The following is a 23,357-nucleotide window of genomic DNA, read 5'->3' as shown; positions in this document are numbered from 1 at the left end:
AATTGCGCGCCGGCAAAGGCCAGTTTGCTAGAACTCGTGAACGAGTTTGGCTTCCTTGACCGTATCCCAGTCCAGGCGGACATCTTCATCCTTCATGTCCAGAACGATCCCCGACGGAGTGATCTCCTTGAGGACGCCCTTGAAGTTGCGCCTGTTGTTGACCGGAATGGCGAGCTTCACCTCCAGGGTGCGGCCCTCGTAACCGACAAGTTGCTCCAAAGTGAAAAACTTCCGTTCGAGACCCGGGGAGGAAACCTCCAGGTTGAAGGCACCGTTGATGATGTCTTCCACCTCCAGGACGAGACCCACCTGCCTGCTCACTTGTGCGCAGTCGTCGATGTTCACGCCTTCCGGGCCATCGATATAGATACGTATGACACGCTTTTTCCCGGCCGAAGGCGAGGTCAGGCCCCAGAAGGAGAACCCCAGGGATTCCACCTCCGGGCGGATCAATTCGGCCAATTCCTTTTCAAAAGCGTTCTGTCGCATTCCTTTACTTCCTCAAAAAATAATAAAGGCGGACCCTAGGGGCCCACCATCGCGGACAACCAAGCAGGAGGGCGGACCTACCTGCCTAAGGTCTGGAGCGGGTGACGGGGATCGAACCCGCGACACCAAGCTTGGGAAGCTTGTACTCTACCAGCTGAGATACACCCGCTCGAAAACGTGTCCATTTATACATATTCAATATGGATGTCAATACGCGAGAGGGGAAAGCCGCCGTTTTGGCCTGTATTTCGTGGTTGGCCCGCATGTTGCAAATCCGTTTGTCGAACAGGAGGATCTCCCATGAGAGACAGTACATTCAGCGCGTTGTTCGGCGCTTTATCCAATGAACTCAGGATGTCCACCATCGCCAATAATTTGGCGAACGTGAACACGACGTCCTTTAAAAAGGATAAGATCGCCTTCCACGACACGTTCCAGCGTTTTGCCCACGATTACCTGGGCGACGCCAAGCCGTACCTGCGCGACAAGGACATGTGGCCCAAGCCCAATGTCATGGCCCGGCCACGCTTGTCCGACCAGCAGATAGACTTTTCCCAGGGGAGCCTGCAGCAGACGGGCAACCAGCTCGACTTCGCCATTTCCGGCGAGGGTTTTTTCAAGATCCAGGTGGGGGACGAACAGCTACTGACCCGGGCGGGCAACTTCGTTGTCAACTCCGAGGGCACGCTCATGACCCCCGAAGGCCATCCTGTTCTCGGAGGGGGCGGTCCCATTGACCTGCCCCCCACGGCCACGGTGCAGGCCGACGCAAACGGGGCGTTGCGCGTGGGGGATACCCAGGTGGCGCAGATGGATATCGTTACCGTCACCGATCTGACCCAGCTCGAAAAGGTGGGCAAGAACGCCTACCGCATCAAGCCCGGCGGGCAGGCCGAGGAAATCGAGGCCGAAGACGCCATTGTGGAACAGGGATACCTGGAAAAGGGGAATGTCGAGGTGGTCACGGAAATGGTGGCCATGATCGAAACCCAGCGCGCCTTCGAGGCTTACAGCAAGATCATCAGAGGCGACAGTGAACTCGATACCAAGCTGATCTCCCAGGTCGGCAGGGAATCATAATCAGGAGGATACGGATCATGATGCGTTCATTATGGACGGCGGCCACGGGCATGGTGGCACAGCAGAAGCACATCGACGTGCTGTCCAACAACCTGGCCAACGTGAACACCACGGCCTTCAAGAAGAGCAGGGCCGAGTTCGAGGATCTCATGTACCAGACGCTCAAGATAGCGGGCACCCTCAACCAGGACGGCAACCGCATTCCCACGGGTATGCAGGTTGGCATGGGCGTCAGGACGGTGACGGTGCACAAGTTCTTTACCCAGGGCGACTTCAAGAACACCGGCAACCCGCTGGACGTGGCCATCGAGGGCGACGGTTTCTTCAAGGTGCAGCAGAACGGCGAGGACGTCTACACCCGTTCCGGCTCCTTCAAGCTGGACAGTGAGGGCAAGATCGTCACGGCCAACGGTTACCCGCTGCAGCCCGAATTCACCGTGCCCGCCGAGACAGTGAATCTGGTCATTACCGAGGACGGCACCATCGAGGCGCAGGACAAGGCCGGTACGGCCCTGGCCTCCGGGAACATCCCGCTCTACACCTTCATCAACCCCGCCGGACTGAACGCCGTGGGCCGCAACCTTTACGTGGCGACCGAGGCTTCGGGCGACGCAGTGGAAGGCACGCCGGGGACCGACAACTTCGGCACCCTGGCCCAGGGATTCCTGGAAGGCTCCAACGTGGAAATGGTGGATGAAATGGTCGGCCTCATCGTGGGACAGAGGGGCTTTGAATTGAACTCCAAGGCCATCACCACCTCGGACTCCATGCTCCAGACCGCCATCAACGTGAAACGATAATATTTGTTGAACGCCGTCCGCGCCTGCGAGGCGGCAAGCCCTGCACAGGGAAGGTTTATCATGAGTACGCTCTACGGCCTCATCATCGGTTCGGGAAAGAAGGGACGCCTGCATGCCGTCATCCTCGGAGGGCTGGCCTGCGTGTTGCTTCTTGCCATGGCCGCGCAGGCCGGGACCTCCGGACAATGGCGTATCAAGGTCAGGGATGCGGTCTGCGTGGAAGGCCCCGTGGTCCTGCTTGGCGATATAGCCATGCCCGTGGGCGATTACGACCAGAAGACCTGGGACAAGCTGTCCAAGACGCAGCTCTGGAAGGCGTCGCAGCGCAAGGGGCACGCCGTGAATATTCCCCGGCACAAGCTTGAAGGTATCCTCCGTTACTACCTCGGGGATTATGTTCAGCAGTGCGTGCTTCCGTCCCGCATGTTCATCCAGACCGGCGGCAAGGTGCTGGACAGCCAGGCCCTGCAGCGGGAGGTTGTCGCCTTTTTGACAGCCCAGGGTCGCGCGCTGGGCGACGACGTTGAATTCAAGAAACTGGCGCTGCCCCCCAATTTCTTTTTCCCCAACAGGTACGACACGCTGAAGTTGAGCCTTCCCGTCGAAATGAAGCCGGGAACCGTTCGTTTTTACATGGAATCCATCACTCCCGATGGAAAGAGCAATCGCAAGGTGGCCGGAACCGTGTTCGTCAACGCCTGGGTGGCGGTGCCCTGCGCAGCCCGGCCGGTCAACCGCTATGAAAAGCTGACCCCGGACAAGATCACCTTCATCAAGAAGAACCTGGCCTACAACCCGGAACTCTGGGACGGCCGGGGCGGCCCCTGGCGGGTCAAGCGCCCGGTGGGAACCGGCCAGCCTTTCCGGAGGGACAATCTTGATCCGCTTCCCACCATCAGCAAGGGCGACATGGTCACCCTGGTCTACAAGAACAAGCGCATCCAGCTGACCACCAAGGCCAAAGCCCTGGAGGACGCCCATCTGGGGCAGCAGGTTACGGTCCGCAATTTGCAAAGCAAGCGGGAAATAGTGGCCACCGTTGTCGGGGCCGACCTGGTGAGAGTCAGGTAGCAAGAGGAAAGCAGCCATGAAAATTTTGAATACCACCACGATGCTTGTGATGATGACGGCGTTTGCACTGCTGGCGGGGTGCGCCCCCAGGCAGGAACCCACCCCCATGCCCGTGCTCACCGAGCCCCAGATCCTTGAGGAGGATCCCGCGGAAAATCCGGGCTCCCTTTTCCAGGAGAGCCAGGCCGAATACCTGTTCGAGGACAACCGGGCCCGCAGGGTGGGGGATATCGTCATGGTTAAGGTCGCCGAATCCTCGAGCTCCAAGCTGACGGCGGATACCACGGCCAAGCGCGATACCCAGACCGATATGGGCATCACTGCAATGCCCAGCACCGGGCTCATAGGCAATTTGCCCTTGGGTGCGTTGGGGGCCAAGGCCGGCATGAACGTTGAGGCCGGCGCCAAGAACGACTTCACCGGTTCCGGGGAAGTGGAGCAGGAAGCCACCTTCACCGCCACGGTGGCCACACGTATCGTACGCAGGCTGCCCGGAGGCGTGCTGCAGGTGGAGGGCGCCAGGCGCATCCGGGTCTACAATGAGACCCAGATCCTGGTGGTGCGCGGGTTGATCCGCGACAGGGATATTTTGTCCGACAACTCCATTTCCTCCAACGCGCTGGCCGAGGCCCAGATCGAGGTCTACGGGCAGGGCGTGCTGGCGGACAAGCAGAAGCCCGGTTGGCTCTCGCGTCTGCTCGACAACATTTATCCATTCTAGACACAACATTGAGAGAAGGTTTGCATAAAGGAGTCCGGTCATGAACGTCGAAAGAAAAAAGAACACGGAAATCAAGTCGCTGGCAATGCGCCTTGTGCTCGTCCTGCTGCTGGCCGCCTGTGTGGCGGTTTGGAGCGCGGGCAAGGTGTATGCCGTGCGGCTCAAGGATATTTCCAATTTCAGCGGCGTGCGTAACAACGAGCTGGTGGGCTATGGTCTTGTGGTGGGCCTTGCCGGCACCGGTGACGGGACCTCCTCCAAGTTTACCATGACCTCCATGGCCAACATGCTGGACAAGATGGGCGTTCAGGTCAGCGCTGCGGACCTCAAGCCCAAGAACGTGGCGTCCGTCATGGTTTCGGCCAAGATGCCCGTTTCCACCAAGCCGGGTTCTCCCCTGGACGTGACGGTTTCCTCTCTGGGCGACGCCAAGAGCCTCATGGGCGGCGTGCTGCTTGTCACCCCGCTGAAGGGGCTGGACGGCAGGGTTTATGCCGTGGCCCAGGGGGCGCTGACCATCGGTGGATTCGCCATTTCCGGGGAAGCCGCCACGGCTCAGAAGAACATTCCCACGGTGGGCCGCATTCCCAACGGGGCGGTGGTGGAGCGGGGCGTGCCTTTCAAGTTCAACAACCAGGGCTCCATGACCCTGAACATGACCGTACGCGATTTCAACACCACCATGCAGGTGGTCAACCGCATCAATGCCTCCATGGGGGGCGAGTTCGCCCGGGCCAAGGATATCGCCACCGTGGAACTGGCCATACCGGATCGTTTCCGGGGCAACATGGTGCCGCTTATGGCCTCGCTGGAGAACCTGGATATTTCCCCGGACGGCAAGGCCAAGGTGGTTGTGGATGAAAAGACCGGCACCGTGGTGCTCGGCCAGGATGTGCGCCTGACCAAGGTGGCCGTGGCGCACGGCAACTTGCAGGTGGTCATTGCCGAGTCCGAGGAAGTCAGCCAGCCCGGTCCCTTCTCCGAAGGCACCACCGTGGTCACTCCCCAGACCGAACTGGCCGTGAAGGAGCAGAACAACCGGCTCATGCTCATGGAAGGGGCCACCCTCCAGGAACTGGTGGACGGCCTGAATTCCATCGGCGCTGCGCCGCGTGACCTTATATCCATAATTCGCGCCCTCAAGGTTGCGGGTTCCCTGCACGCGGAAGTGGAGGTGATCTAAGATGGTGACAACGGGATTGGAAGCACAGGCCGCGGTCAACAAGGCTGAAAGCAATGATCTGGTCAAGTTCAAGGTCAAGATGGACGGCCTCAAGAAGAGGCTGGCCGTGGGCGACGTCAAGGAACGGCAGCTCAAGAAGGCCTGTCAGGATTTCGAAGCCGTGTTCATCTCCAAGCTCTGGAAGCAGATGCAGGCCACCGTGCCCAAGAACGAGATCTTCGGCGGCAAGCAGAGTGAAATGTACATGTCCATGTTTGACCGCGACTTTGCCGAGAAGATGGCGGAGTCCGGGGGCATCGGCCTTGGCGACATGATGTTCGAGCAGCTTCGCGACAAGCTCAAGGAAGCCAGCCGCAACGCCCTGGCCGACAAGGTGGAGATCAAGCCCCTGCGTACCGGCGGCGAAGGCATTCCTCTGGACCTGGCTGAACGGGGCGTCCGGCCTCTGAACGATGCCGCCAAGCGCAACCGCACCATCGACGAATGGCTGGCCGAGGAAAAGGGTACTTCCGCCAAGGTGTCCACGCAGCAGGTAGCCGAAAACGAAGAGCCGCGTGCGCTCAACGACATCGAGGTCAAGGCTCGTCTCGAAGCCCTGACCAGGAGGATCGAGGAGCGGCAGCGTCTGTCCATGCTTGAAGACGAATCCTAGGAAATCCGGTGCTGAACATCGTTCTTGGCAGGATACTTGCTTGAACGAAGGTGGGAAAAGGTTTGCATACAATGGGTTTTAAGTAGCAAGTCTATATTATTTCAGAATGTTACAGAAAATGGAGTCCTGCCATGATTAGGGTTGTCGAGGAAAATTTGGTCCGCCAGAACAAGGGGATGATTTTGCTCAAGCTGTTGCTTGAGGAAGAATTTGCCCGCCTCATGAATCGGGACCCACAGGGCGTTTCCCAAATCGAGCTTTCCATCCAGGAACTGCTGCGGCAGTTGAGCGTGGAGCGCCGCTCCGTCAAGAGGCTGCTGGAGCGCATCGATCCCACAGTCTCCAGGGTGCGCGACCTCAGGCCGTCCCTGGATGAAGAGGAAGCCAAGGTCATGGACGAGCTGCTCGAGATGCTGGACAAGTCCGAGCAGCAGTGCGCCGTGCAGGCTTCCAAGAATCATGAGCTTGCCATGGCCTTGCAGGAACAGAGCAAGTCCCTCCTGGATTTCATGCATCGGGAAATCCAACCCAAGAATAACAACGCCTATTCCGCCAAGGGACGCTTTGCCGTCAATTCCAATGGACAGGCCAACATTCTTCGCGGGAGGCTCTAATGGCCTTTGGAGCCAACTCCATACTCGATGTGGGCCGCTGGGCGCTGTTTGCGTCCCAGGTGCAGCTTTCCGTCACCGGCCAAAACATCTCCAACGTCAATACCGAAGGGTATTCGCGGCGTTCGGCGGTGCTCGAGGAAGGCATCAACATCGATTACAAGCCCGGTCAGATGGGCACGGGTGTCCAGGTCAAGGAGATCACCCGGCACTTCGACGAGCTTGTGGAAAGGCTCTATTATGACCAGGCCTCGCTTTCGGAAAAATGGGGCGAACTGTACGAACAGCTCCAGAGTGTGGAGAGTCTGTTCAACGAATCCTCGGGCATCGGCATCAGCGATTCCATGTCCTCCTATTTCAGCTCCTGGAACGACCTGAGCCAGCGCGCCGACCACTACGGCACCCGGCAGGACGTGGTCAACAAGGGCTCCACCCTTGCCTCCACCCTGGTGCAGGCCGACACCTCCCTGGCCAACATGCAGGAACGCATCGACGCCATGATCCAGGATGAGGTGAACACGGCCAACACCATCATGCAGCAGATCGCCGAGGTGAACCGCAAGATCAACATCCAGGACGATCCCGGCACCAACAACGCCAATTCCCTGTATGATGAACGCGCACGCCTGGTCCGCGAGCTCGGAACCATTGTCGACATTAATTACATCGACAACGGCAAGGGCAATGTGACCATCACCACCAAGGCGGGCCAGAACCTGGTGGACGGCGAAGATTATTTCTCCTTCGAGTTCGGTGCGCCCTGGAAGGAAAAGGAACTGCATCATACCTCTCCCTTCGAAGGTCAAGTCTACTACGAAGGGGAGTCGAATTTCGAGTATACCCTCGAGTTTGTCGAATCCAGCGCGGGTAGCGGTATTGCCGGCCTGGTGGGTAGCGGCGCCAATGCCGCCCAGTTCAAGGTATCCCTGGACGGGGGCAAGACCTGGCTGACCAATGACGACGGCACGGTGAGGCTCTACAACGCCCGACCCAACGAACGTAAGGTGGAGGTCGAGGGCGTCAACATCTGGTTCGGTTCCGATTCCAGCCCCTTGGGCAGTTCCTCCGGGAACCTGCTGGCCGGGGACCGGTTCATTATCCGGCCCTCCAGGACCCTGTATTGGGTGGAAAACACCTCCAGCAAGCAGAACGTGACGCCCCAGGCCGACTTTACCGGAGCGGAAAACGAGGAGCGCGTCACCGGCGGCAAGCTTGGGGCCTTGTTCGCCCTACGCGACCAGTACATCGGCAAGTACCGCAAAAAGCTGGACACCCTGGCCGAAGGGCTCATCTGGGAAGTGAACCGCGTTCACAGCCAGGGCGCGGGTCTGCAGAAGTTCAATTCCGTGGAAGGCACCTACAGCGTGGACGCCATCGACCGGGCGCTCGCCAGCGATTCCACCGGTCTGGTCTATGGAGACAAGCTGGCCTCGGGAAGCAGCTACCTTTACATTTACAACAAGAATACCGGTGCGCTGGTTTCCAATGCGGCCCTGGATTTCGATCCCGCCACCCCGGGCACCCAGACTTTCAATCCCGACGTTCATACCCTGGCGGACGTCAGGGACGCATACAACGATACCTTTGGTTCGTTCCTGACGGCCTCCATCGTGGACAACCGCCTGCGCCTTTCCGCAAAGGACGGCTATGAAATGTCCTTTGGCGCTGATACCTCGGGCCTGAACGCGGCTCTCGGATTCAACTGTTTCTACCAGGGGCAGGACGCGGGCAGTATCGAGGTCAACGACATGATCGCCACCGACCTGGATTATCTGGCGGCGGGGCATGTCAACGGCGCGGGCGAGACCAATGCGGGGGACAACTACGTGGCCCTGGCCATGTTCGCGCTTCGCGAGGCCGAGGTCAGTCTGTCCACTCCCATGGAAGGCACCACCAACCAGACCCTGCTCGAGTATTACAACGGCCTGGTGGGCAATGTTGGCGCGGATACCAACAACGTCAAGTTCAACAAGCAGTTCACCTCCGCATTGGCCCAGGATCTGGACGACAGGCAGCAGCAGGTTTCCGGCGTCAACCTGGACGAGGAAATGAGCAACCTGATCAAGTACCAGCATTCCTACACGGCCGCCGCCAAGCTTATCACCACGGCGGACCAGATGCTGCAAACCGTGCTTTCATTGAAGCCGTAAGGGGGACGACATGATCAGAGTTTCCCAGAATATGCTTTTCTCGCGGTACGTGACCAACATGAACACGTCCCTTTCGGATCTGCTGGACCTCAACATCAAGTCCCAGACCCAGAAGCGGGTGATCCGGCCTTCGGACGACCCCACGGGGATGACCCGGATTTTGGACCATCGCGACGTGATCCGCTCCCTGGAGCAGTACAAGGAGAACGTGGACACGGCCAAGGGATGGCTCGGTCGTTCGGACAGCACCATGCTGCAGGCGTCCACGTTGCTGACCCGCGCCAAGGAACTGGCGGAACAGGCGGCCACGGGTACGCTCACCGCAGACAACCGCGAGGAAATCAGCTACGAGCTGCGCAGTATTTTCGACCAGATGGTGGGCCTGGCCAACACCAAGTTCGAGGGCAAGAGCATTTATGCGGGCCACAAGACCGACAGCAACGCCTTTGAAAAGGTCATGTGGATGACCACCAACGACGCGGACCTGAACGCCAACAACACCTTTCGGGTGGAAGGGACGTCCAACACCACGGTGCTGGTGCAGTTCATCGACACCACCGGCGCCACCGCCGTGGGCGACACCATGGCGCTCAACGATCCCAACCTGGGCATCCGTTACAGCACGGACGGCGGGGATACCTGGCAGACGGACGGGGCCATCAACTTCGCGGGCGGCGAGGCCCGGCTCCTGATGCCGTCCAGCGGCACCTCGGTGGTTTTCAACCAGAACTCCAACGTCCGCATCAACGATTCCAACAACGCCAACGACAGCCGGGGCACCTGGCTCTGGCTGCGCAATTCGGCCCGCTATCTGGGCGACGACGTGGACAGCGTCAAGGTCGACGCCATGGGCAACGGCACCAGCGTGTACAATGCCTCCGCCAGCGGAGCGTTTCCCTCCGGGGGAGCCATGGTGCGCATCGACAACACCTCGGCCGTGGCCTTTGACGAGGAGATCGAATATTCCTTCAGCATTGACGGCGGCCTGACTTGGAAGACCGGCAACCGCGCCTATGCCGACGCCACGGCCAGCAACGCGGTGCTCAGCATTCAGCCCGGCGGCGTGCTGACCCTGACCTCCAACGGCGGCAACACGCTTCAGCCCGGTACCCAGTTCGTGATCCGGGCCAGGACGGCGGCCATCAATCTGGATATTTCGGAAACCGAGCGGGTGCAGGTCAACGACATCGGCAAGGAAATCTTCGGCGGCATCTTCCAGGATCCGGACGTGGTGCTCTCCAACGGGGGCAATACGGTCATCCTGGGAAGTTCCAACGCCTCGCCCGTGTTCTACAATTCCACGGACCAGGGCGGCATGCTGCTGGCTTCCAATTCCGGAACCACCAAGAACATCTTCGAGGTGCTGGGCAACCTCATCGCCTTTACGGAAACCAACAATCAGACCGGCGTGCAGCAGATGCTTGCCAGCCTGGAAGTGGCCCACGAGCATCTCATGAACGCCACCGCCAGCGTGGGGGGGCGCGAGAACCGTCTCACCGTGGCCAATACCATCCTGGACGGCCTGGAGCTCAACGAGAAGGAACTGCTCAGCAATGTGGAGGACGCGGATATCAGCGAGCTCATGACCGATCTGGCGCAGAAGAAGATCGTCTACGAGTCCGTGCTGCGGTCCACCTCCATGATCATGCAGCTCAATCTGAGCAAGTTCATCTAACTTCCGGATGATACTGGACTTCGGTGCCCGGCTGGGGTAGATCGTCCCCTAGGCTGGCCGTAGTGGCTGGCAGAAACAAGGTTGATATTATGCTGATTTTGACCCGGAAGCCGGGAGAAAGCCTTTACCTGGGCGACAACATCAAGCTGAAGATCCTGAGTGTTCAGGGCAAGCAGATCAAGATCGGACTGGACGTTCCGGACGATATGACTGTCTATCGGGAAGAGGTATACCAGAAGATCAAGGAGCAGAACCGCAAGGCGCTGGAAAGCAGCCAGCAGGATCTGCTCGCGGCGGCGACATTATGGCACGAGAACGAAAACAAGTAATCAAGACCCGCCTCGGGGATCGCGAAATCGATCCTTCGGGGATCATTTATTTCCCCCGTGGGCTTATCGGCCTCGAGGACAAGCGGGAATATGTGCTGCTTCAGGTCCGGGACGATTCTCCCTTCCTGCTGCTGCAGTGTGTCACGGATCCCGGTCTCGGCCTTTTGGTGGCCGATCCGTATGTCTTTGTGAAGGACTACAACATCAAGCTGGAAACGCCCGAGAAGAAGATCCTAAAACTGGACAATCTCAGGCAGTTGGCCGTGCTGGTTACCGTGACCATTCCACAGGACAAGCCCGAAGACACAACGCTCAATCTCTCGGGGCCCATTCTGGTGAACACCGAGGCGAAGATTGGTCTTCAGGCGCCCCAGGTGGATTCCAAATATCCCACCTGGTACCGTCTTTCGGATCGCAAGGGCTAGTCAGCAACCTCCCTACTACACGAGAAGATCCAGGTCGTCGCGAATCAGATTCGCGGCGGCCTTTTTGATGTCGGGCTTGTAGGTGCCTTCGCGCACCTGGGCCTTGAGCTCGTCCACCTTCTTGCGGCGGACGTCAGGCGCGTCATTGGCTGCCTGTAGGGCAGTGCTGCGAAGCTTTGCCTCGGACGAAAGCACCACCTTGTCGGCGGAGTTGCCGCTCGACTTGGCCGCCTTGGCGTCCTGTTCCGCACGGCTCTGCTCGACCTTCTTCTTGGAGTAAGGGTTGATTTCCCCTGTCAGGTTTTTGATTTCCATAGCCATTTTCTTCCCCTCCCGTAGTGGGAGTAAGCTAGAGCATGGTTTGATCCACGCTTTCCAGCGTTATATCCCAAAGGCGCCGCATCACGTGGAGGCGTTCGTCGCCGATCACCTCGTTGGGGCCCCTTTCGGTTTCTTCCAGTATCTGTACGTCGAATCCGTCCAGCGGATACTCGAATACGTAATGCTTCCCGGTCTCGCTTTCAAGCCTGTGCAGAATGCGGTGGACCATGGGGTTTTCCGTATTGCTGACGATCAGATTCTCAATGATTTCCTTGGCAATTCTTTCCACAAGTTCCCGCCTTTTGGCATCCCTTGAAATGGTTACCTCATCCTGCGAACGGGCCAGTTTCAAAGCCCGCCTGAAGCGCGCCAAGCGCTTGGCGCTTGTCAACTGCTTCCCGTAGGTGCGCAGCATCATGCGAACTTTCGCAGGATTTGCCAAGATTTATACTCCTTTCCTTAATGATACAATCGGTGCGGCTCAGAAAAACTTTAGGGTTTGGCCGGAGAAAATGTAAAAAAATGTAGCCTCCGTCGGAAAAGGGCGGGCCGCTGCCGGAAATGGTTGAATGTTTTTCCAATTTTAAATACTCACTTGAGGCATGTCCAGACCCGTACGAAAAGTCCTGCTCATCACCAAGCCGGAAACCCCCGAGGCCCAGAACCTGTGCGGCATTGTCGCCGATTATCTCAAGGAACGCGGCGTGGAGGTGCTCATCAGCATCAACCGACGCGGGCGAGATGGATATCCATTTGAAAAAGATGGAAGTTTCGACCTGGTTGTCGTGCTTGGCGGCGACGGCACCCTTATCGGGGTGGCCCGGCGCATGCGGCCTCACGGCACGCCTTTGGTGAGCATCAACGTGGGCCGGGTGGGCTTCCTGAGCCATTTTTCCCCCGAGGACTGGCGCGAGGGTCTTGATCGGATCCTTGCCGGCGACTACTCGGTGTCGCGGCGCATGGCCCTGGATTTCCGGGTCAGCCGGGAAGGCCAGGTCATCCACAACGGAACCGTGGTCAACGATCTGGTCATCGGACGGGGATCGCTGGCCCGCCTGGTGCGGCTGAGCATCGTCTACGAGGGCACGGTGGTCACCACCCTGCGTTCGGACGGCCTCATCGTGTCCACGCCGTTCGGCTCCACCGCCTATTGCATTTCCGCGGGCGGTCCCCTGGTGCATCCGGATCTGGAGGCCTATTGCATCACGGCCATCTGTCCGTTCCTGGGGCGGTTCAGCCCGCTGGTGCTGCCCACCGAGGAACACCTGGTTATCCGGGTGGAGGAGGGGGGCGACGCCAAGCTCACCGAGGACGGGCAAAAGGGCTTTTCCCTGGATACGGGCGACGAGGTGGAAATAATTCGCTCCAGGAACGATATTCTCATGGTTTCCGAGCCCTCTTCGCGCTATTTTAACAAGCTGCAGGCAAAGGGATTTCTGTCCGGGAGGTAAGCGTGGGCTTTGATACGTCTTCTTTCGAGTCGGTGCTGGACATCAACTACGGGATCGATCCCGAGCTGGATGCCCTGTTGCTCCACTTCATGACCGAGAATCATCTGGAATACAGCATAGATCCGTCCAAGAACGCCTCGCGCGAACAGATCCGCTTCATGGTGGCCCTGGACAACAACGAGTTCTATGCCCCGTGCTCGGACTGGATGTTCCTGCAACTGCTCAAGCCCGGGCTGCCCAAGGAGCTTCTGCGCGAATACATCCTGCAATGGCGCGTGTTCGTGCGTCTGGCCCGCGAATACTGTCCGGACCGCTATCTCCGGCGGCGTTTCGTTGCCCTGTGCCGCCACAAGTTCCGCATGGCCCTGGCCTCGCCCATCGTGCTTCCCTCCCGGCTCATGAAGCGCATGATCACCATCCTCATGACCCAGAGCGGCATTGACGATCCCTACCGTCCCCAGCGCAAGGCCCTGAATGAAAAGGCAGGGGAGGTCGTGGGCGGCAAGGCCTTCGACTCCATGATCAACGCCTGCCCCGAGGCCCATGCCGCCTGTGTCCGCATCGATGACCTGCGCTTCAACATCGACATGGTGGAGGTGGAGCGGCTCATGCGTCTTTCCACCATGACCGACCTGTGGCGGGCCGAGGAATTTTGCGAGGAAAAGCTTCGCTCCTGCGGCCTGGACGAGGAGATGCAGGCGGGCAAGGGGGAATTCGCGGCCGTGGCCGAGGCTCTGGGCGCGCGAAGCGACGGCCCGCTGCGCATCCTGCTGCTGCCCAAGCGTTCCGGCGGCCTCATGTTCGACATCCGCCTGGTCCGCGCCCTGCTGCGCATGGGGCACAAGGTCATTCTGGCCCTCAAGGAAGGGTTCTATTTCGACCATCCCACGGTGTGGGACCGCGACGGCGATCCCGTGCTGGACGAGGCCCTGCGCGGAGCCTATTTTGCGGACAACGACAGGCTTTCCAAGAATGAGCTCCTGTCCATCATGCGCGAGAACTCCTTTGTGGTCATTTCCGACGGTACGCGGGAGCGGTTCAATCCCTACCGCACCAGCGTCACGTTCGCCCGCGCCTGGAAGGAGTGCGACCTGGTGCTGGCCAAGGGCGAGGGCAAGTTCCGGCGTTTCGTGGAGTCCAGCCACCGCTTTACCCGCGACATCGTCAGCTATTTCCGGGACGACTCCGGTCGTTTCCACCTGCATTACAAACCCAAGGCCGAGCGGGTCACCAAGTTCAGCGAGGGCTATATCCGCGAAAAGGCGGAGGCCATCATTTCCGAGATGCGCCAGGCCCGGAACAAGGGCAAGGCGGTCATCTTCTATTCCGGCATCGTGGGCAGCGTCCCGGGCCAGACCGAGATGGCCATCAAGATCATGACCACCCACGTGAAGCATTTGCGGACCAAGCTGGAGAATGTCTACATCATCAACCCCGCCGAACATTTCGAGGAGGGCATGGATGCGGACGACCTCATGTTCATGTGGGAGATGGTCCAGCGCAGCGGCTACATAAACATCTGGCGGTTCCAGAGCCATTCGGATATTGAAGAGGCCTTCGGTCTCATGGACATGAAGGTGCCCCCGGTCTGGGCCGGAAAGGATTCCACCTATTCCACGGGCTGTACCAAGGAGATGCACATCGCCTTGGACGTTCAGCGCAAACAGCCGGAACTGCAGATTATCGGCCCCAGCCCGGACAAGTTCTTCCGACGCAAGGAATACGGCGTGGGCCGGTTCTGCGATGTGGCCATTGATACGTGTAATTAGTCTCTGTGTATAAACCCGGCGTTGCCGGGAAAATTCAAGTATAGCAAGTGAAACGAGTACCTTTCGTCATGGACGGCCGTTCCCGGGCGGTCCTGTATGCCGTTTTGTTCCTGTGCGTACTGCTCACGGGCGGGTGTACCGCGCACAATTTCTGGGGCTCGGCGGAAAAGGATCTGCCGCCTCCCGAGGAAAACGTCTCCCCCCGCCAGTCGGCCCTGTTTCCCGAATCCGTGGTCTGCGCTCCCCGGCCGGACGTGAAGAGCGAGTTCAAGGCCTTGGAAGGCAATGAACGCCTGTTGCGCAGCGCCCGCCTGGACCTGCGCTCCCAGGGGCTGCGCTCCTGGACCAGCCTGGAGATTCCGGTGCGCCGGAGCCTGGATTACGTGCTGCGCCAGCCGCCCAAGGGACCGGCCATGGCCCATGGCGACGTGATCCTGACCTGGCAGCAGGTGCGCCGCAGCCTGGAGGAATTTCTGGTCATCCTGCCGCGCCTGGACCGCGAGCCCGAGCTGCTGAGCCAGCGGTTCGTCTGGTACGGCCTGGATCCGGGGCCGGTCATGACCGGTTATTACACCCCGGAGATCGAGGCCAGCCTGACTCGGCGGCCTGGCTACCAGTACCCCATCTACGGGGTGCCCGCCGACCTGAAGCGGTGCACGGCCCCGGGCGGCGGAACGGGGTACTGCCGGGTTGAAAAGGGGCGCACGGTTCCCTACTATGACCGCCGCGCCCTGGATGTGAACCGCGTACTTGCGGGCAAGGGCTATGAGATCGCCTGGGCCAAGGACCCCATAGACGTCTTTTATCTCCAGGTGGAGGGCTGCGGGCGGCTGCGGCTGCCGGACGGCAGCGTGCGCAACGTGCTTTACGGCGCCAAGAACGGGCATCGGTTCAAGAGTCTGGGCCGTATCCTGTACGAAAAGGGTTTGCTGCCGCGCGGCCAGCTGGGCAAGGAACATGTGCGCCGCTATTTCCGCAGGCATCCGAAGCACATGTTCCAGCTCATGGCCGAAAATCCCAGCTACGTATTTTTCCGGCTGGCCGAGGCCCCGCCCGAAGGGGCCATGGGCAAGCCGCTGACCCCCATGGTCTCCATCGCCACGGACCGCCGACTGCTGCCGCTGGGCAGTGTGCTGGCCTTTGAGGCCGAGATTCCGGAGGAAAAGGTCCGCAATGGGTACCGCGCCAAGCGCACGGTCACCGGCATAGGGCTGGCCCAGGATACGGGCACGGCCATTCAGGGTGCGCACGTGGACTATTACGTGGGGGAAGGCTACAAGGTGGAGCCCGTTGCATCGCGCATCAAGACACGGGCCACGGTTTATCTGCTCATCAGCAAGGATGCACTGAAAAATGGCTGAGATCACCATCGACGACATAAAAGAGACGCTCGCGGACTGCGTCAACCATCAGGTGCGGTCCGTGACGGACTGGCATTTCGGGGAGCCCGTGTACGAGAACCCGGACGAATGTCCCGCACTGGAGGGAATCGCCGGGCTGCGCGAACTTTCCGCGCGTCTGCATTGGGTCAATTTCCGCATGTGGCACCTGGAGGACCGCGCCCGCCGCAGGGACGTTCCGGAAAAGGTCATTGCCGAGTGCAAATATGCCTATGACAAGCTCAATACCGTGCGCAACGGCCTGGCCGAGGCCATAGACGTCTGTCTGCTGGGCATGGTGTGCCCGCTGTTGCCGGAATCCGCCGAGGACCGCTACAACACCGAGACTGTGGGGTGCGTTCTGGACCGCCTTTCGGTAATGGCCCTGCGGGTCTTTCACATGCGGGAGCAGGCCCGGCGCAAGGATGCCGGGGAAGATCATACCAATACCTGCTCCGATCTGTGCGAGGAAGTGCAGGCGCGGCACGACCGTCTGGTGCGCAGCCTCATGGAACTGATCGACGAGTATGCCGAGGGCCGCAAGAAGCCCGAGGTTCATCAATATTTCAAGATGTATAATGATCCGGAAATGAACCCGGAGCTGTACAAGAACAAGTAGGAGTATCCTGTCCATGTCCCGGTACGAAACCGTCATTGGCCTTGAGGTGCACGCCCAGCTCAAGACCGAAACCAAGATTTTCTGCAACTGTTCCACCAAGTTCGGCAACGAACCCAACGAGAACGTCTGCCCGGTCTGCTCGGGCATGCCCGGCGTGCTGCCGGTCATGAACGCCAAGGTGGCCGAATACGCCGCCAAGATGGGCCTGGCCACCAACTGCGAGATCAACCGCACCTCCGTGTTCGCCCGCAAGAACTATTTCTATCCGGACCTGCCCAAGGGCTACCAGATCTCCCAGTTCGAGCTGCCCATCTGCGAGCACGGCCACGTGGACATCAACGTGAACGGCGAGCACAAGCGCATCGGCCTGACGCGTATCCACATGGAAGAGGACGCGGGCAAGAACATCCATTCCGCCGCCGAGAACGCCAGCTTCGTGGACCTGAACCGCACGGGCGTGCCGCTCATCGAGATCGTTTCCGAGCCGGACATGCGCAGCTCCGACGAGGCAGTGGCCTATCTCAAGGAGCTTCGCGTCATCCTGCTCTATCTCGGCATCTGCGACGGCAACCTGGAAGAGGGCAGCTTCCGCTGCGACGCCAACATTTCCATCCGCCCCATGGGCAGCGAGGAACTGGGCACCCGCACCGAGCTCAAGAACCTCAACTCCTTCCGCAACGTGCAGCGGGCCATCGAGTACGAAGTGGGCCGCCAGATCGATCTTGTGGAGGACGGCGAGAAAGTGGTGCAGGAGACCCGGCTCTACAATCCGGACAAGAACGTCACCGCCTCCATGCGCGGCAAGGAAGAGGCGCACGACTACCGCTATTTCCCGGATCCGGACCTGGTGCCGCTGGTGCTGGAGGAGGCCTGGGTCGAAAAGTGGCGGTCCGAGCTGCCCGAGCTCCCGGCCGACAAGAAGGCGCGTTTCCTGGACGAGTTCAAGCTTTCCGAGGACGACGCCGTGCTCATCGCTTCGGAACTGGCCGTGGCCGAATATTTCGAGGCCGCGGTCAAGGCCTACGGCGGCGAAGCCAAGAAGGTGGCCAACTGGGTCATCGGCGAGCTGATGCCGTACCTGAACGAATGCGGCGCGGTCGCCTGCGACTGCAGGATGTCGCCCGAGGCGCTGGCCAAGCTGGTCAAGCTCGTGGACGACGGCACCATCTCCCACAAGATCGGCACCACGGTGTTCCGCGACCTGTGCGAGTCGGGCGACGATCCCGAGGAGCACGTCAAGGCCAAGGGCATGGTGCAGGTTTCCGACACCGGCGCATTGGAAGCCGTTGTCGATGAAGTGCTGGCCGAGAATCCGGACGAGGTCGAGGCCTTCAAGGGCGGCAAGACCAAGCTCCTGAGTTTCTTCATGGGCCAGGTCATGCGCAAGACCAAGGGCCAGGCCAACCCCGGCGTGGTTACCCAGCTCATCAACAAGAAGCTTTCGTAATGCAGGCTGGGGGAAGGACCTTTTGAAAAAGGTTCTTCCCCCAGACCCCCATCTCCAAAACTTTTTGGAGATCACAGCGATGCGTGACGGGGGCGAGGAATAATGAGTTTTATAATCTAACAACTCAAGGCTGTTCAAAAATGTGCGAGTGTAATGCGCAAGAAAAAGTCAAGTCCGACGCGTACTTTTAGGGTACGCGAGGGGTTGGCTTTTTTGATGCAACGCCGCAATCGTGCGTTTAGGGACAGCCGTCAAAGTGGAGTTACGATGACCGAACATATCCAGTTCTCACCGGAAAAGGACGCACTTGTACTGCTGGACCAAAGATATCTTCCCAACAGGGAGGATTGGTTCGACTGCAAGACCACCGAGGATATTTGCTACGCGCTGGTGGTCATGGTGGTGCGCGGCGCTCCCGCCATTGGCGTGACCGCGGCCTATGGCTGTTACCTGGCGGGCCGCGAAGTGCAGTCCATGGACGGCGACTGGAAGGCCAACCTGAACGCAAAGCTGGACCAGATCGAGAACGCCCGCCCCACGGCCGTGAACCTGCGCTGGGCCGTGCGCGAGATGCGCCGCATCTGGCGGGAGGCCGGTGATGTGTCCCTGGACGAGCTGTGTTCCGTGTGGCTGGAGCGCGCCAGGGAGATCCATAAGGGCGACATCGAGATGTGCGAGCTCATCGGCAAGTTCGGCGGCGAACTCATGGACGACGGCGACACCATCATGACCCACTGCAACGCCGGAGCCCTGGCCACCGCCGGGTACGGCACGGCCCTGGGCGTCATCCGCGGGGCCATCGACCAGGGCAAGAAGGTCAAGGTCATTGCCAACGAGACCCGTCCGTTCCTGCAGGGCGCGCGCCTGACCGCCTACGAGCTGCACCGCGACGGCATCGAGGTCAAGGTAGCCTGCGACAACGCCTGCGCGCTGCTCATGAAAAAGGGGCTGGTGGACAAGGTCGTTGTCGGAGCGGACCGCATCGCCGCCAACGGCGACGCCGTGAACAAGATCGGCACCTATGGCGTGGCCCTGCTGGCCAAGCATTTCGGCGTGCCGTTCTATGTGGCCGCACCGGTGTACACCATTGATCCCGAGACCCCGACCGGGGACGACGTGCCCATCGAGGACCGCGATCCCAGGGAAGTGACCCACGTGGGCGACCACCAGATCACCCCGGACGGCGTGGAAGTCTACAACCTGGCATTTGATCCGACCCCCAACGAGCTGATAGCGGGCATCATCACTGAAAAGGGTGTGCTCCGGGCTCCGTACAAGGAATCCATCGCCAAGCTTTTCGAATAGAATCGGCTGCCGATAAACAGGGGCCTGCTTCATTGCTGCAAAAGGCCAAACCCTCGCGTGTTGTTCTATGCGCTGCGGTTTGGCCTTTTTGTATCTCACTATTTTTAGGTCGCCTTGGGGTGTTGGTGGATATGCGCGAAGCGTCGCCAAAAGTTTTGAAAGGTGAGGGATGGGGGTACGGGGGAAGGGAGAGGAAAACTTTTGTAAAAGTTTTCCTCTCCCTTCCCCCGATTCTTATTCGTCCGGATACAGGTCCTCCAGAGCGGCGACCATGTGGAGGAGGGAGTGGGGGGCCGTGCCCAGGGTTTTGGAGGCCCAGGCGACGCAGCGTTGCGCGGCCCGCAGAAAGTCCGCCCGGTCCAGTAAGCGGCCCAGCCGGGCCAGGACGTGCACGGCCACGGAATTGCCGCAGGGGATGGCCCCGTCATGGCCGGGCTTGGTGCGCACCAGCACGGTTTCGCCGCTGGCGGGAGCCAGGAAGAATCCGCCGTGCTCCCTGTCCTCGAATTCCTCCAGCATGGTCCGGGCAATGCTTTCGGCGGTTTCGAGATGCGCCGTGTCGTCCGTGGCGGTATGCAGCTCCAGCAGCCCCCAGATCAGGAATGCGTAGTCGTCCAGCATGCCGGGCGCGCGAAGCAGCCCTTGGCGGTAGCCGTGCCGCAGCGTGCCGTTCCTGTGCAGCTTTTCCAGGATGAAATTCGTGGCATTGAGGGCCGCGTCGGTGAATTCGCCGTGTCCGAGTGTCCGGCCTCCGCGCGCCAGGGCCGCGATCATGAGTCCGTTCATGTCCGTGAGGATCTTGTCGTCCAGGTGCGGCCGGATGCGTGTTTCCCGCTGCGTGTAAAGCTTCTTGCGGATGGATGCCAGCCCTGCGGGCGCGTTTGAACCGGGCGTTTCATGGGGGATGTTGCGGCCCGTGAGCCTGCCCGTGGCCTCGTCGTGGAAGTTGCCTTTGGGCTTGATGTTGTAGTGGCCGCAGAAGAGCTCGGTTTCCACGGGGGAAAGGTGGTCCTGCAGCTCGGACATGGTCCAGGTGTAGAACAGGCCTTCCTCGCCCTCGCTGTCCGCGTCCTCGGCCATGTAGAAAGCGCCGCCCGCGTCACGCATGTCGCGCAGCACGTAGCCGAGGATGCGACGGGCCGTGTCCGCGAACTCGTCACTCTTCGTCTGTTGCCAGGCCTCCAGGTAGGCCAGGGCGAGCATCGACTGGTCGTAGAGCATTTTTTCGAAGTGGGGCAGGAGCCAGCGCTTGTCCGTCGAGTAGCGGTGGAAGCCGAAGCCGATGTGATCCCAGATGCCCCCGGCGCGCATGGCCCGCAGGGTCTGGAGGGTCATGTCCTCGGCGTTCTGGTCGTCCTGGCGGTTTGCATGGCCGAGCAGGAACAGCAGGCTGTGCGCGGATGGGAACTTGGGGGCCTGGCCGAAGCCGCCGTGCGTGTCGTCGAATGCCTCGGCCAGCGAGGCGCAGGCCTGTTGGGTGATCTCCCGGGCGTTGATCCGGTCCGAGTCCCCGGCGGGCGTTTCCATGTTGCGTAGGGCCAGGGTGATGCTTTCCGCCGACTCCTGCACGTTTTTCCGTTCGTTGCGCCATAGCTCGCTGACGCGGTTGGTCAGTTCGGTGAGCCCGAGCCTGCCGAACCGGGATTCGGGCGGGATGTAGGTGGAGGCGAAAAAAGGCTGCCTGTCCGGGGTGACCACCACGTTGAGCGGCCAGCCGCCCGAGCCCGTGAGCAGCTGGCAGACGTTCATGTAGACCGCGTCGATGTCCGGGCGCTCCTCGCGGTCCACCTTGATGCAGATGAAGGTGTCGTTGAGCAGCCGCGCAATGTCCTCGTTCTCAAAGCTTTCGCGTTCCATGACATGGCACCAGTGGCAGGTGGAATAACCGATGGACACGAGCACGGGCTTGTCCTCGAGTTTCGCCAGCTCGAAGGCCTGTTCACTCCAGGGACGCCATTGCACGGGATTGTGGGCGTGTTGGAGCAGGTACGGGCTTTTTTCGTTGGCCAGGGCATTGGTAAGCTGCATGGAATCCCCCGCATGCTGGAGTGTGGCGTTCCTGCCTTTGCCGGATCGCGTTTCACCCTAGCACATGATTATCTCATTTTGCCATATTGTATGTATTGGACTCGACAAGCGAATACGAATAGGTTAATCGACGCGGCTGCCCGTCGCCTTTGAAGGCAACGGGAAAACCGAATTTCAAATATTCCCGCCGGACTCCGCCCCGCGCAAAGCGCACCCAAAATGTTTTGGAAAAGAAGGGGATGGGAGTGCGGGAGAAGGGGGGCTTCCCCCCGAATACACGGAGGCATCAATGCTCCCCATCGTGGCCCTGATCGGCCGTCCCAATGTGGGCAAATCGACCCTTTTCAACCGGCTTCTGCGCAAGTCGCGTTCCATCACGCACGACATGCCGGGCGTGACCCGAGATCGCATCTACGGCGACTGCACCATGGGAGACGTGAAGTTCTCCCTGGTGGACACCGGCGGCATGGTGCTGGAGAGCGAGGCCATCCCCGAGCTTTCCAAGGATTTCGAGGACGAGATCTTCGACCAGGCGCGCGAGGCCCTGGAAGAGGCGCACGCCCTTATTTTCGTGGTGGACGGCAAGGAAGGCCTTTCTCCCCTGGACATGCAGGCCGCCGAATTCATCCGCAAGAGCGACAAGCCCATGCTTATGCTGGTGAACAAGGTGGACGGCTCCGAACACGAGGACTCGGCCCTGGCCGACTTCTGGCAGCTCGGCCTGGAGATGATGCCCGTTTCCGCAGCCCACGGCTACAACCTGCAAGAGGTGCGCGACACGGTCCGCAAGATGGTCAGGAACCTCGACCTGCCCGAGGAAGAGGACGACGGCGTGGAGCGCGGCCTGAAGATTTCCATGCTCGGCCGCCCCAATGCGGGCAAGTCCTCCATGGTCAACAAGCTTATCGGCTCCAACCGCATGATCGTCAGCGACGTGGCGGGCACCACCCGCGATTCCATTGACGTGACCGTGGACATCCGGGACAAGCGCTACACCTTCGTGGACACCGCCGGGGTGCGCAAGCGGGCCAACATTACGGATTCCCTGGAGCGCATCAGCGTGCTGCGCGCGCTCAAGAACAGCCGGCGCTCCGAGGTGACCGTGCTGGTCATCGACGCCACCCTGGGCGTGGGGCGGCAGGACAAGCGGCTCATCGACTTTCTGGCCAAGGAAAAGGTGCCGTTCATCGTGGCCGTGAACAAGGTCGACCTGGTGCCCCGCGACCAGACCGATTTCGTCATGAACGGCTTCGAGCATGAGCTGCGCATCGTTCCGCACGTGCCGGTGATCAAGACCTCCACCACCAAGGGCGTGGGCGTGTTCAAGATCCTGGAACTGGCCGAGCAGATCGTGGAGGAGGGCAAGACCCGCGTGGGCACCGGCGAGTTGAACCGCGCCATGCATCTGGTCATCCAGAAGCACCAGCCGCCCGTGGTCAAGCGCCGCAGGCCCAAGTTCTTCTACATGACCCAGGCCGGCGACGAGGACGTGTTGACCTTCGTGTTCTTCGTCAGCGACCACACCCTCGTGAAGGCTTCTTACGAGCGCTACCTGGAAAACCAGCTGCGTAAGATGTTCGGCATCAAGATGGCGCCCATCAACGTGGTCTTCCGTTCCAGCCATGACAAGAAGGAATGGGAAAAGCGCCGGGGCATTTCCGCCATTGGCAAGGCCGGGCCGGGCAAGAACCTGGGCACGGCCAAGAAACGCTCCCACGTCAAGGAGCAGCACCAGGTGCGTCAGGCCCAGTGGGAGAAGCGTCAGGAGCTGGAGAAATCCAAGAAAAAATAGTCATTTTTCCCGCGCGTTCTTGACAAGTGCAGGCGATAAAGGTAGACGCTTTTTCCCTGC

Annotated in this window: 22 protein-coding genes and 1 tRNA gene; 18 read left to right on the top strand and 5 right to left on the bottom strand. The window is 60.2% G+C overall.

Features of this window, described 5'->3' with window-relative positions:
* Positions 1-27 precede the first annotated feature (27 nt).
* Together rimP and FGL65_RS14005 are read right to left on the bottom strand one after the other, a co-directional pair.
* Positions 28-489, bottom strand: a complete 462-nt coding sequence (gene rimP, locus FGL65_RS14010) for a ribosome maturation factor RimP (protein ID WP_147821897.1) — start codon at positions 487-489, stop codon at positions 28-30.
* Between the two features lie 93 nt (positions 490-582).
* Positions 583-658 (bottom strand) — tRNA-Gly (locus FGL65_RS14005).
* Between the two features lie 131 nt (positions 659-789).
* Between FGL65_RS14005 and flgF the strand changes: the two genes are divergently transcribed.
* The 11 genes from flgF (at position 790) to fliW (ending at position 11,186) form a co-directional block, all read left to right on the top strand.
* Positions 790-1,569: a flagellar basal-body rod protein FlgF gene (flgF, locus tag FGL65_RS14000; RefSeq protein WP_147821896.1), complete on the top strand. Its 780-nt coding sequence runs from the start codon at positions 790-792 to the stop codon at positions 1,567-1,569.
* Positions 1,570-1,586: 17 nt separating this feature from the next.
* Positions 1,587-2,369, top strand: a complete 783-nt coding sequence (flgG, locus tag FGL65_RS13995; protein WP_147821895.1) for a flagellar basal-body rod protein FlgG — start codon at positions 1,587-1,589, stop codon at positions 2,367-2,369.
* A 60-nt stretch (positions 2,370-2,429) separates the two neighbouring features.
* Entirely contained in the window at positions 2,430-3,440 is a 1,011-nt protein-coding gene (gene flgA / locus FGL65_RS13990) for a flagellar basal body P-ring formation chaperone FlgA (RefSeq protein ID WP_147821894.1), read from the top strand.
* Between the two features lie 16 nt (positions 3,441-3,456).
* Positions 3,457-4,161, top strand: a complete 705-nt coding sequence (locus FGL65_RS13985; RefSeq protein ID WP_147821893.1) for a flagellar basal body L-ring protein FlgH — start codon at positions 3,457-3,459, stop codon at positions 4,159-4,161.
* A 40-nt stretch (positions 4,162-4,201) separates the two neighbouring features.
* Positions 4,202-5,344 carry a flagellar basal body P-ring protein FlgI gene (locus FGL65_RS13980; protein ID WP_250645500.1) on the top strand — a complete coding sequence of 381 codons (1,143 nt, stop codon included), beginning with the start codon at positions 4,202-4,204 and terminating at the stop codon, positions 5,342-5,344.
* 1 nt (position 5,345) lies between these two features.
* Positions 5,346-5,996, top strand: coding sequence for a rod-binding protein (locus FGL65_RS13975; RefSeq protein WP_147821892.1), 651 nt, complete (start codon positions 5,346-5,348; stop codon positions 5,994-5,996).
* 131 nt (positions 5,997-6,127) lie between these two features.
* On the top strand, positions 6,128-6,610 hold the full coding sequence (flgN, locus tag FGL65_RS13970) for a flagellar export chaperone FlgN (RefSeq protein ID WP_147821891.1): 483 nt from the start codon (positions 6,128-6,130) through the stop codon (positions 6,608-6,610).
* Positions 6,610-8,757 (top strand): flagellar hook-associated protein FlgK, encoded by a 2,148-nt coding sequence (flgK, locus tag FGL65_RS13965; protein WP_147821890.1) that lies wholly within the window; start codon positions 6,610-6,612, stop codon positions 8,755-8,757. The genes flgN and flgK overlap by 1 nt, the downstream gene beginning before the upstream one ends.
* Positions 8,758-8,767: 10 nt before the next feature.
* Complete coding sequence (gene flgL, locus FGL65_RS13960) at positions 8,768-10,432, top strand: flagellar hook-associated protein FlgL (protein ID WP_250645499.1); 1,665 nt, start codon at positions 8,768-8,770, stop codon at positions 10,430-10,432.
* Between the two features lie 89 nt (positions 10,433-10,521).
* A complete protein-coding gene (gene csrA, locus FGL65_RS13955; protein ID WP_147821889.1) occupies positions 10,522-10,761 on the top strand; it encodes a carbon storage regulator CsrA in 240 nt (79 codons plus the stop codon).
* Complete coding sequence (fliW, locus tag FGL65_RS13950; RefSeq protein ID WP_147821888.1) at positions 10,737-11,186, top strand: flagellar assembly protein FliW; 450 nt, start codon at positions 10,737-10,739, stop codon at positions 11,184-11,186. The genes csrA and fliW overlap by 25 nt, the downstream gene beginning before the upstream one ends.
* Before the next feature lie 15 nt (positions 11,187-11,201).
* On the opposite strand, the gene flgM is transcribed toward fliW, so the two are convergent.
* A complete protein-coding gene (gene flgM, locus FGL65_RS13945) occupies positions 11,202-11,507 on the bottom strand; it encodes a flagellar biosynthesis anti-sigma factor FlgM (protein ID WP_250645498.1) in 306 nt (101 codons plus the stop codon).
* Positions 11,508-11,535: 28 nt separating this feature from the next.
* Positions 11,536-11,952, bottom strand: a complete 417-nt coding sequence (locus tag FGL65_RS13940) for a DVU0524 family FlgM-associated protein (RefSeq protein WP_147821887.1) — start codon at positions 11,950-11,952, stop codon at positions 11,536-11,538.
* Between the two features lie 157 nt (positions 11,953-12,109).
* Between FGL65_RS13940 and FGL65_RS13935 the strand changes: the two genes are divergently transcribed.
* The 6 genes from FGL65_RS13935 to mtnA all read left to right on the top strand — a co-directional run bounded on the left by FGL65_RS13935 (position 12,110) and on the right by mtnA (position 19,477).
* Positions 12,110-12,958: an NAD(+)/NADH kinase gene (locus FGL65_RS13935; RefSeq protein ID WP_147821886.1), complete on the top strand. Its 849-nt coding sequence runs from the start codon at positions 12,110-12,112 to the stop codon at positions 12,956-12,958.
* 2 nt (positions 12,959-12,960) lie between these two features.
* The gene (locus tag FGL65_RS13930; protein WP_147821885.1) at positions 12,961-14,727 is read left to right on the top strand and encodes an ARMT1-like domain-containing protein; all 1,767 of its coding nucleotides are present in this window, start codon (positions 12,961-12,963) and stop codon (positions 14,725-14,727) included.
* A gap of 47 nt (positions 14,728-14,774) precedes the next feature.
* Positions 14,775-16,088 (top strand): MltA domain-containing protein, encoded by a 1,314-nt coding sequence (locus tag FGL65_RS13925; RefSeq protein WP_250645497.1) that lies wholly within the window; start codon positions 14,775-14,777, stop codon positions 16,086-16,088.
* Positions 16,081-16,725, top strand: coding sequence for a DUF4254 domain-containing protein (locus tag FGL65_RS13920; protein ID WP_147821884.1), 645 nt, complete (start codon positions 16,081-16,083; stop codon positions 16,723-16,725). The genes FGL65_RS13925 and FGL65_RS13920 overlap by 8 nt, the downstream gene beginning before the upstream one ends.
* Before the next feature lie 13 nt (positions 16,726-16,738).
* Complete coding sequence (gene gatB / locus FGL65_RS13915; protein ID WP_147821883.1) at positions 16,739-18,172, top strand: Asp-tRNA(Asn)/Glu-tRNA(Gln) amidotransferase subunit GatB; 1,434 nt, start codon at positions 16,739-16,741, stop codon at positions 18,170-18,172.
* Between the two features lie 267 nt (positions 18,173-18,439).
* Entirely contained in the window at positions 18,440-19,477 is a 1,038-nt protein-coding gene (gene mtnA, locus FGL65_RS13910; RefSeq protein ID WP_147821882.1) for an S-methyl-5-thioribose-1-phosphate isomerase, read from the top strand.
* A 234-nt stretch (positions 19,478-19,711) separates the two neighbouring features.
* Here the strand turns inward: mtnA and FGL65_RS13905 are convergent, their stop codons facing one another.
* Complete coding sequence (locus tag FGL65_RS13905) at positions 19,712-21,505, bottom strand: thioredoxin domain-containing protein (RefSeq protein ID WP_147821881.1); 1,794 nt, start codon at positions 21,503-21,505, stop codon at positions 19,712-19,714.
* Positions 21,506-21,794: 289 nt separating this feature from the next.
* Between FGL65_RS13905 and der the strand changes: the two genes are divergently transcribed.
* Entirely contained in the window at positions 21,795-23,297 is a 1,503-nt protein-coding gene (gene der, locus FGL65_RS13900) for a ribosome biogenesis GTPase Der (protein ID WP_147821880.1), read from the top strand.
* Positions 23,298-23,357 lie beyond the last annotated feature (60 nt).

The sequence above is a fragment of the Salidesulfovibrio onnuriiensis genome, from assembly GCF_008001235.1.
Classification (GTDB): Bacteria; Desulfobacterota; Desulfovibrionia; order Desulfovibrionales; family Desulfovibrionaceae; genus Pseudodesulfovibrio; species Pseudodesulfovibrio onnuriiensis.
Note: the sequence above shows the minus strand (reverse complement) of the source record. Positions and strands in the feature narration are given on the sequence as shown.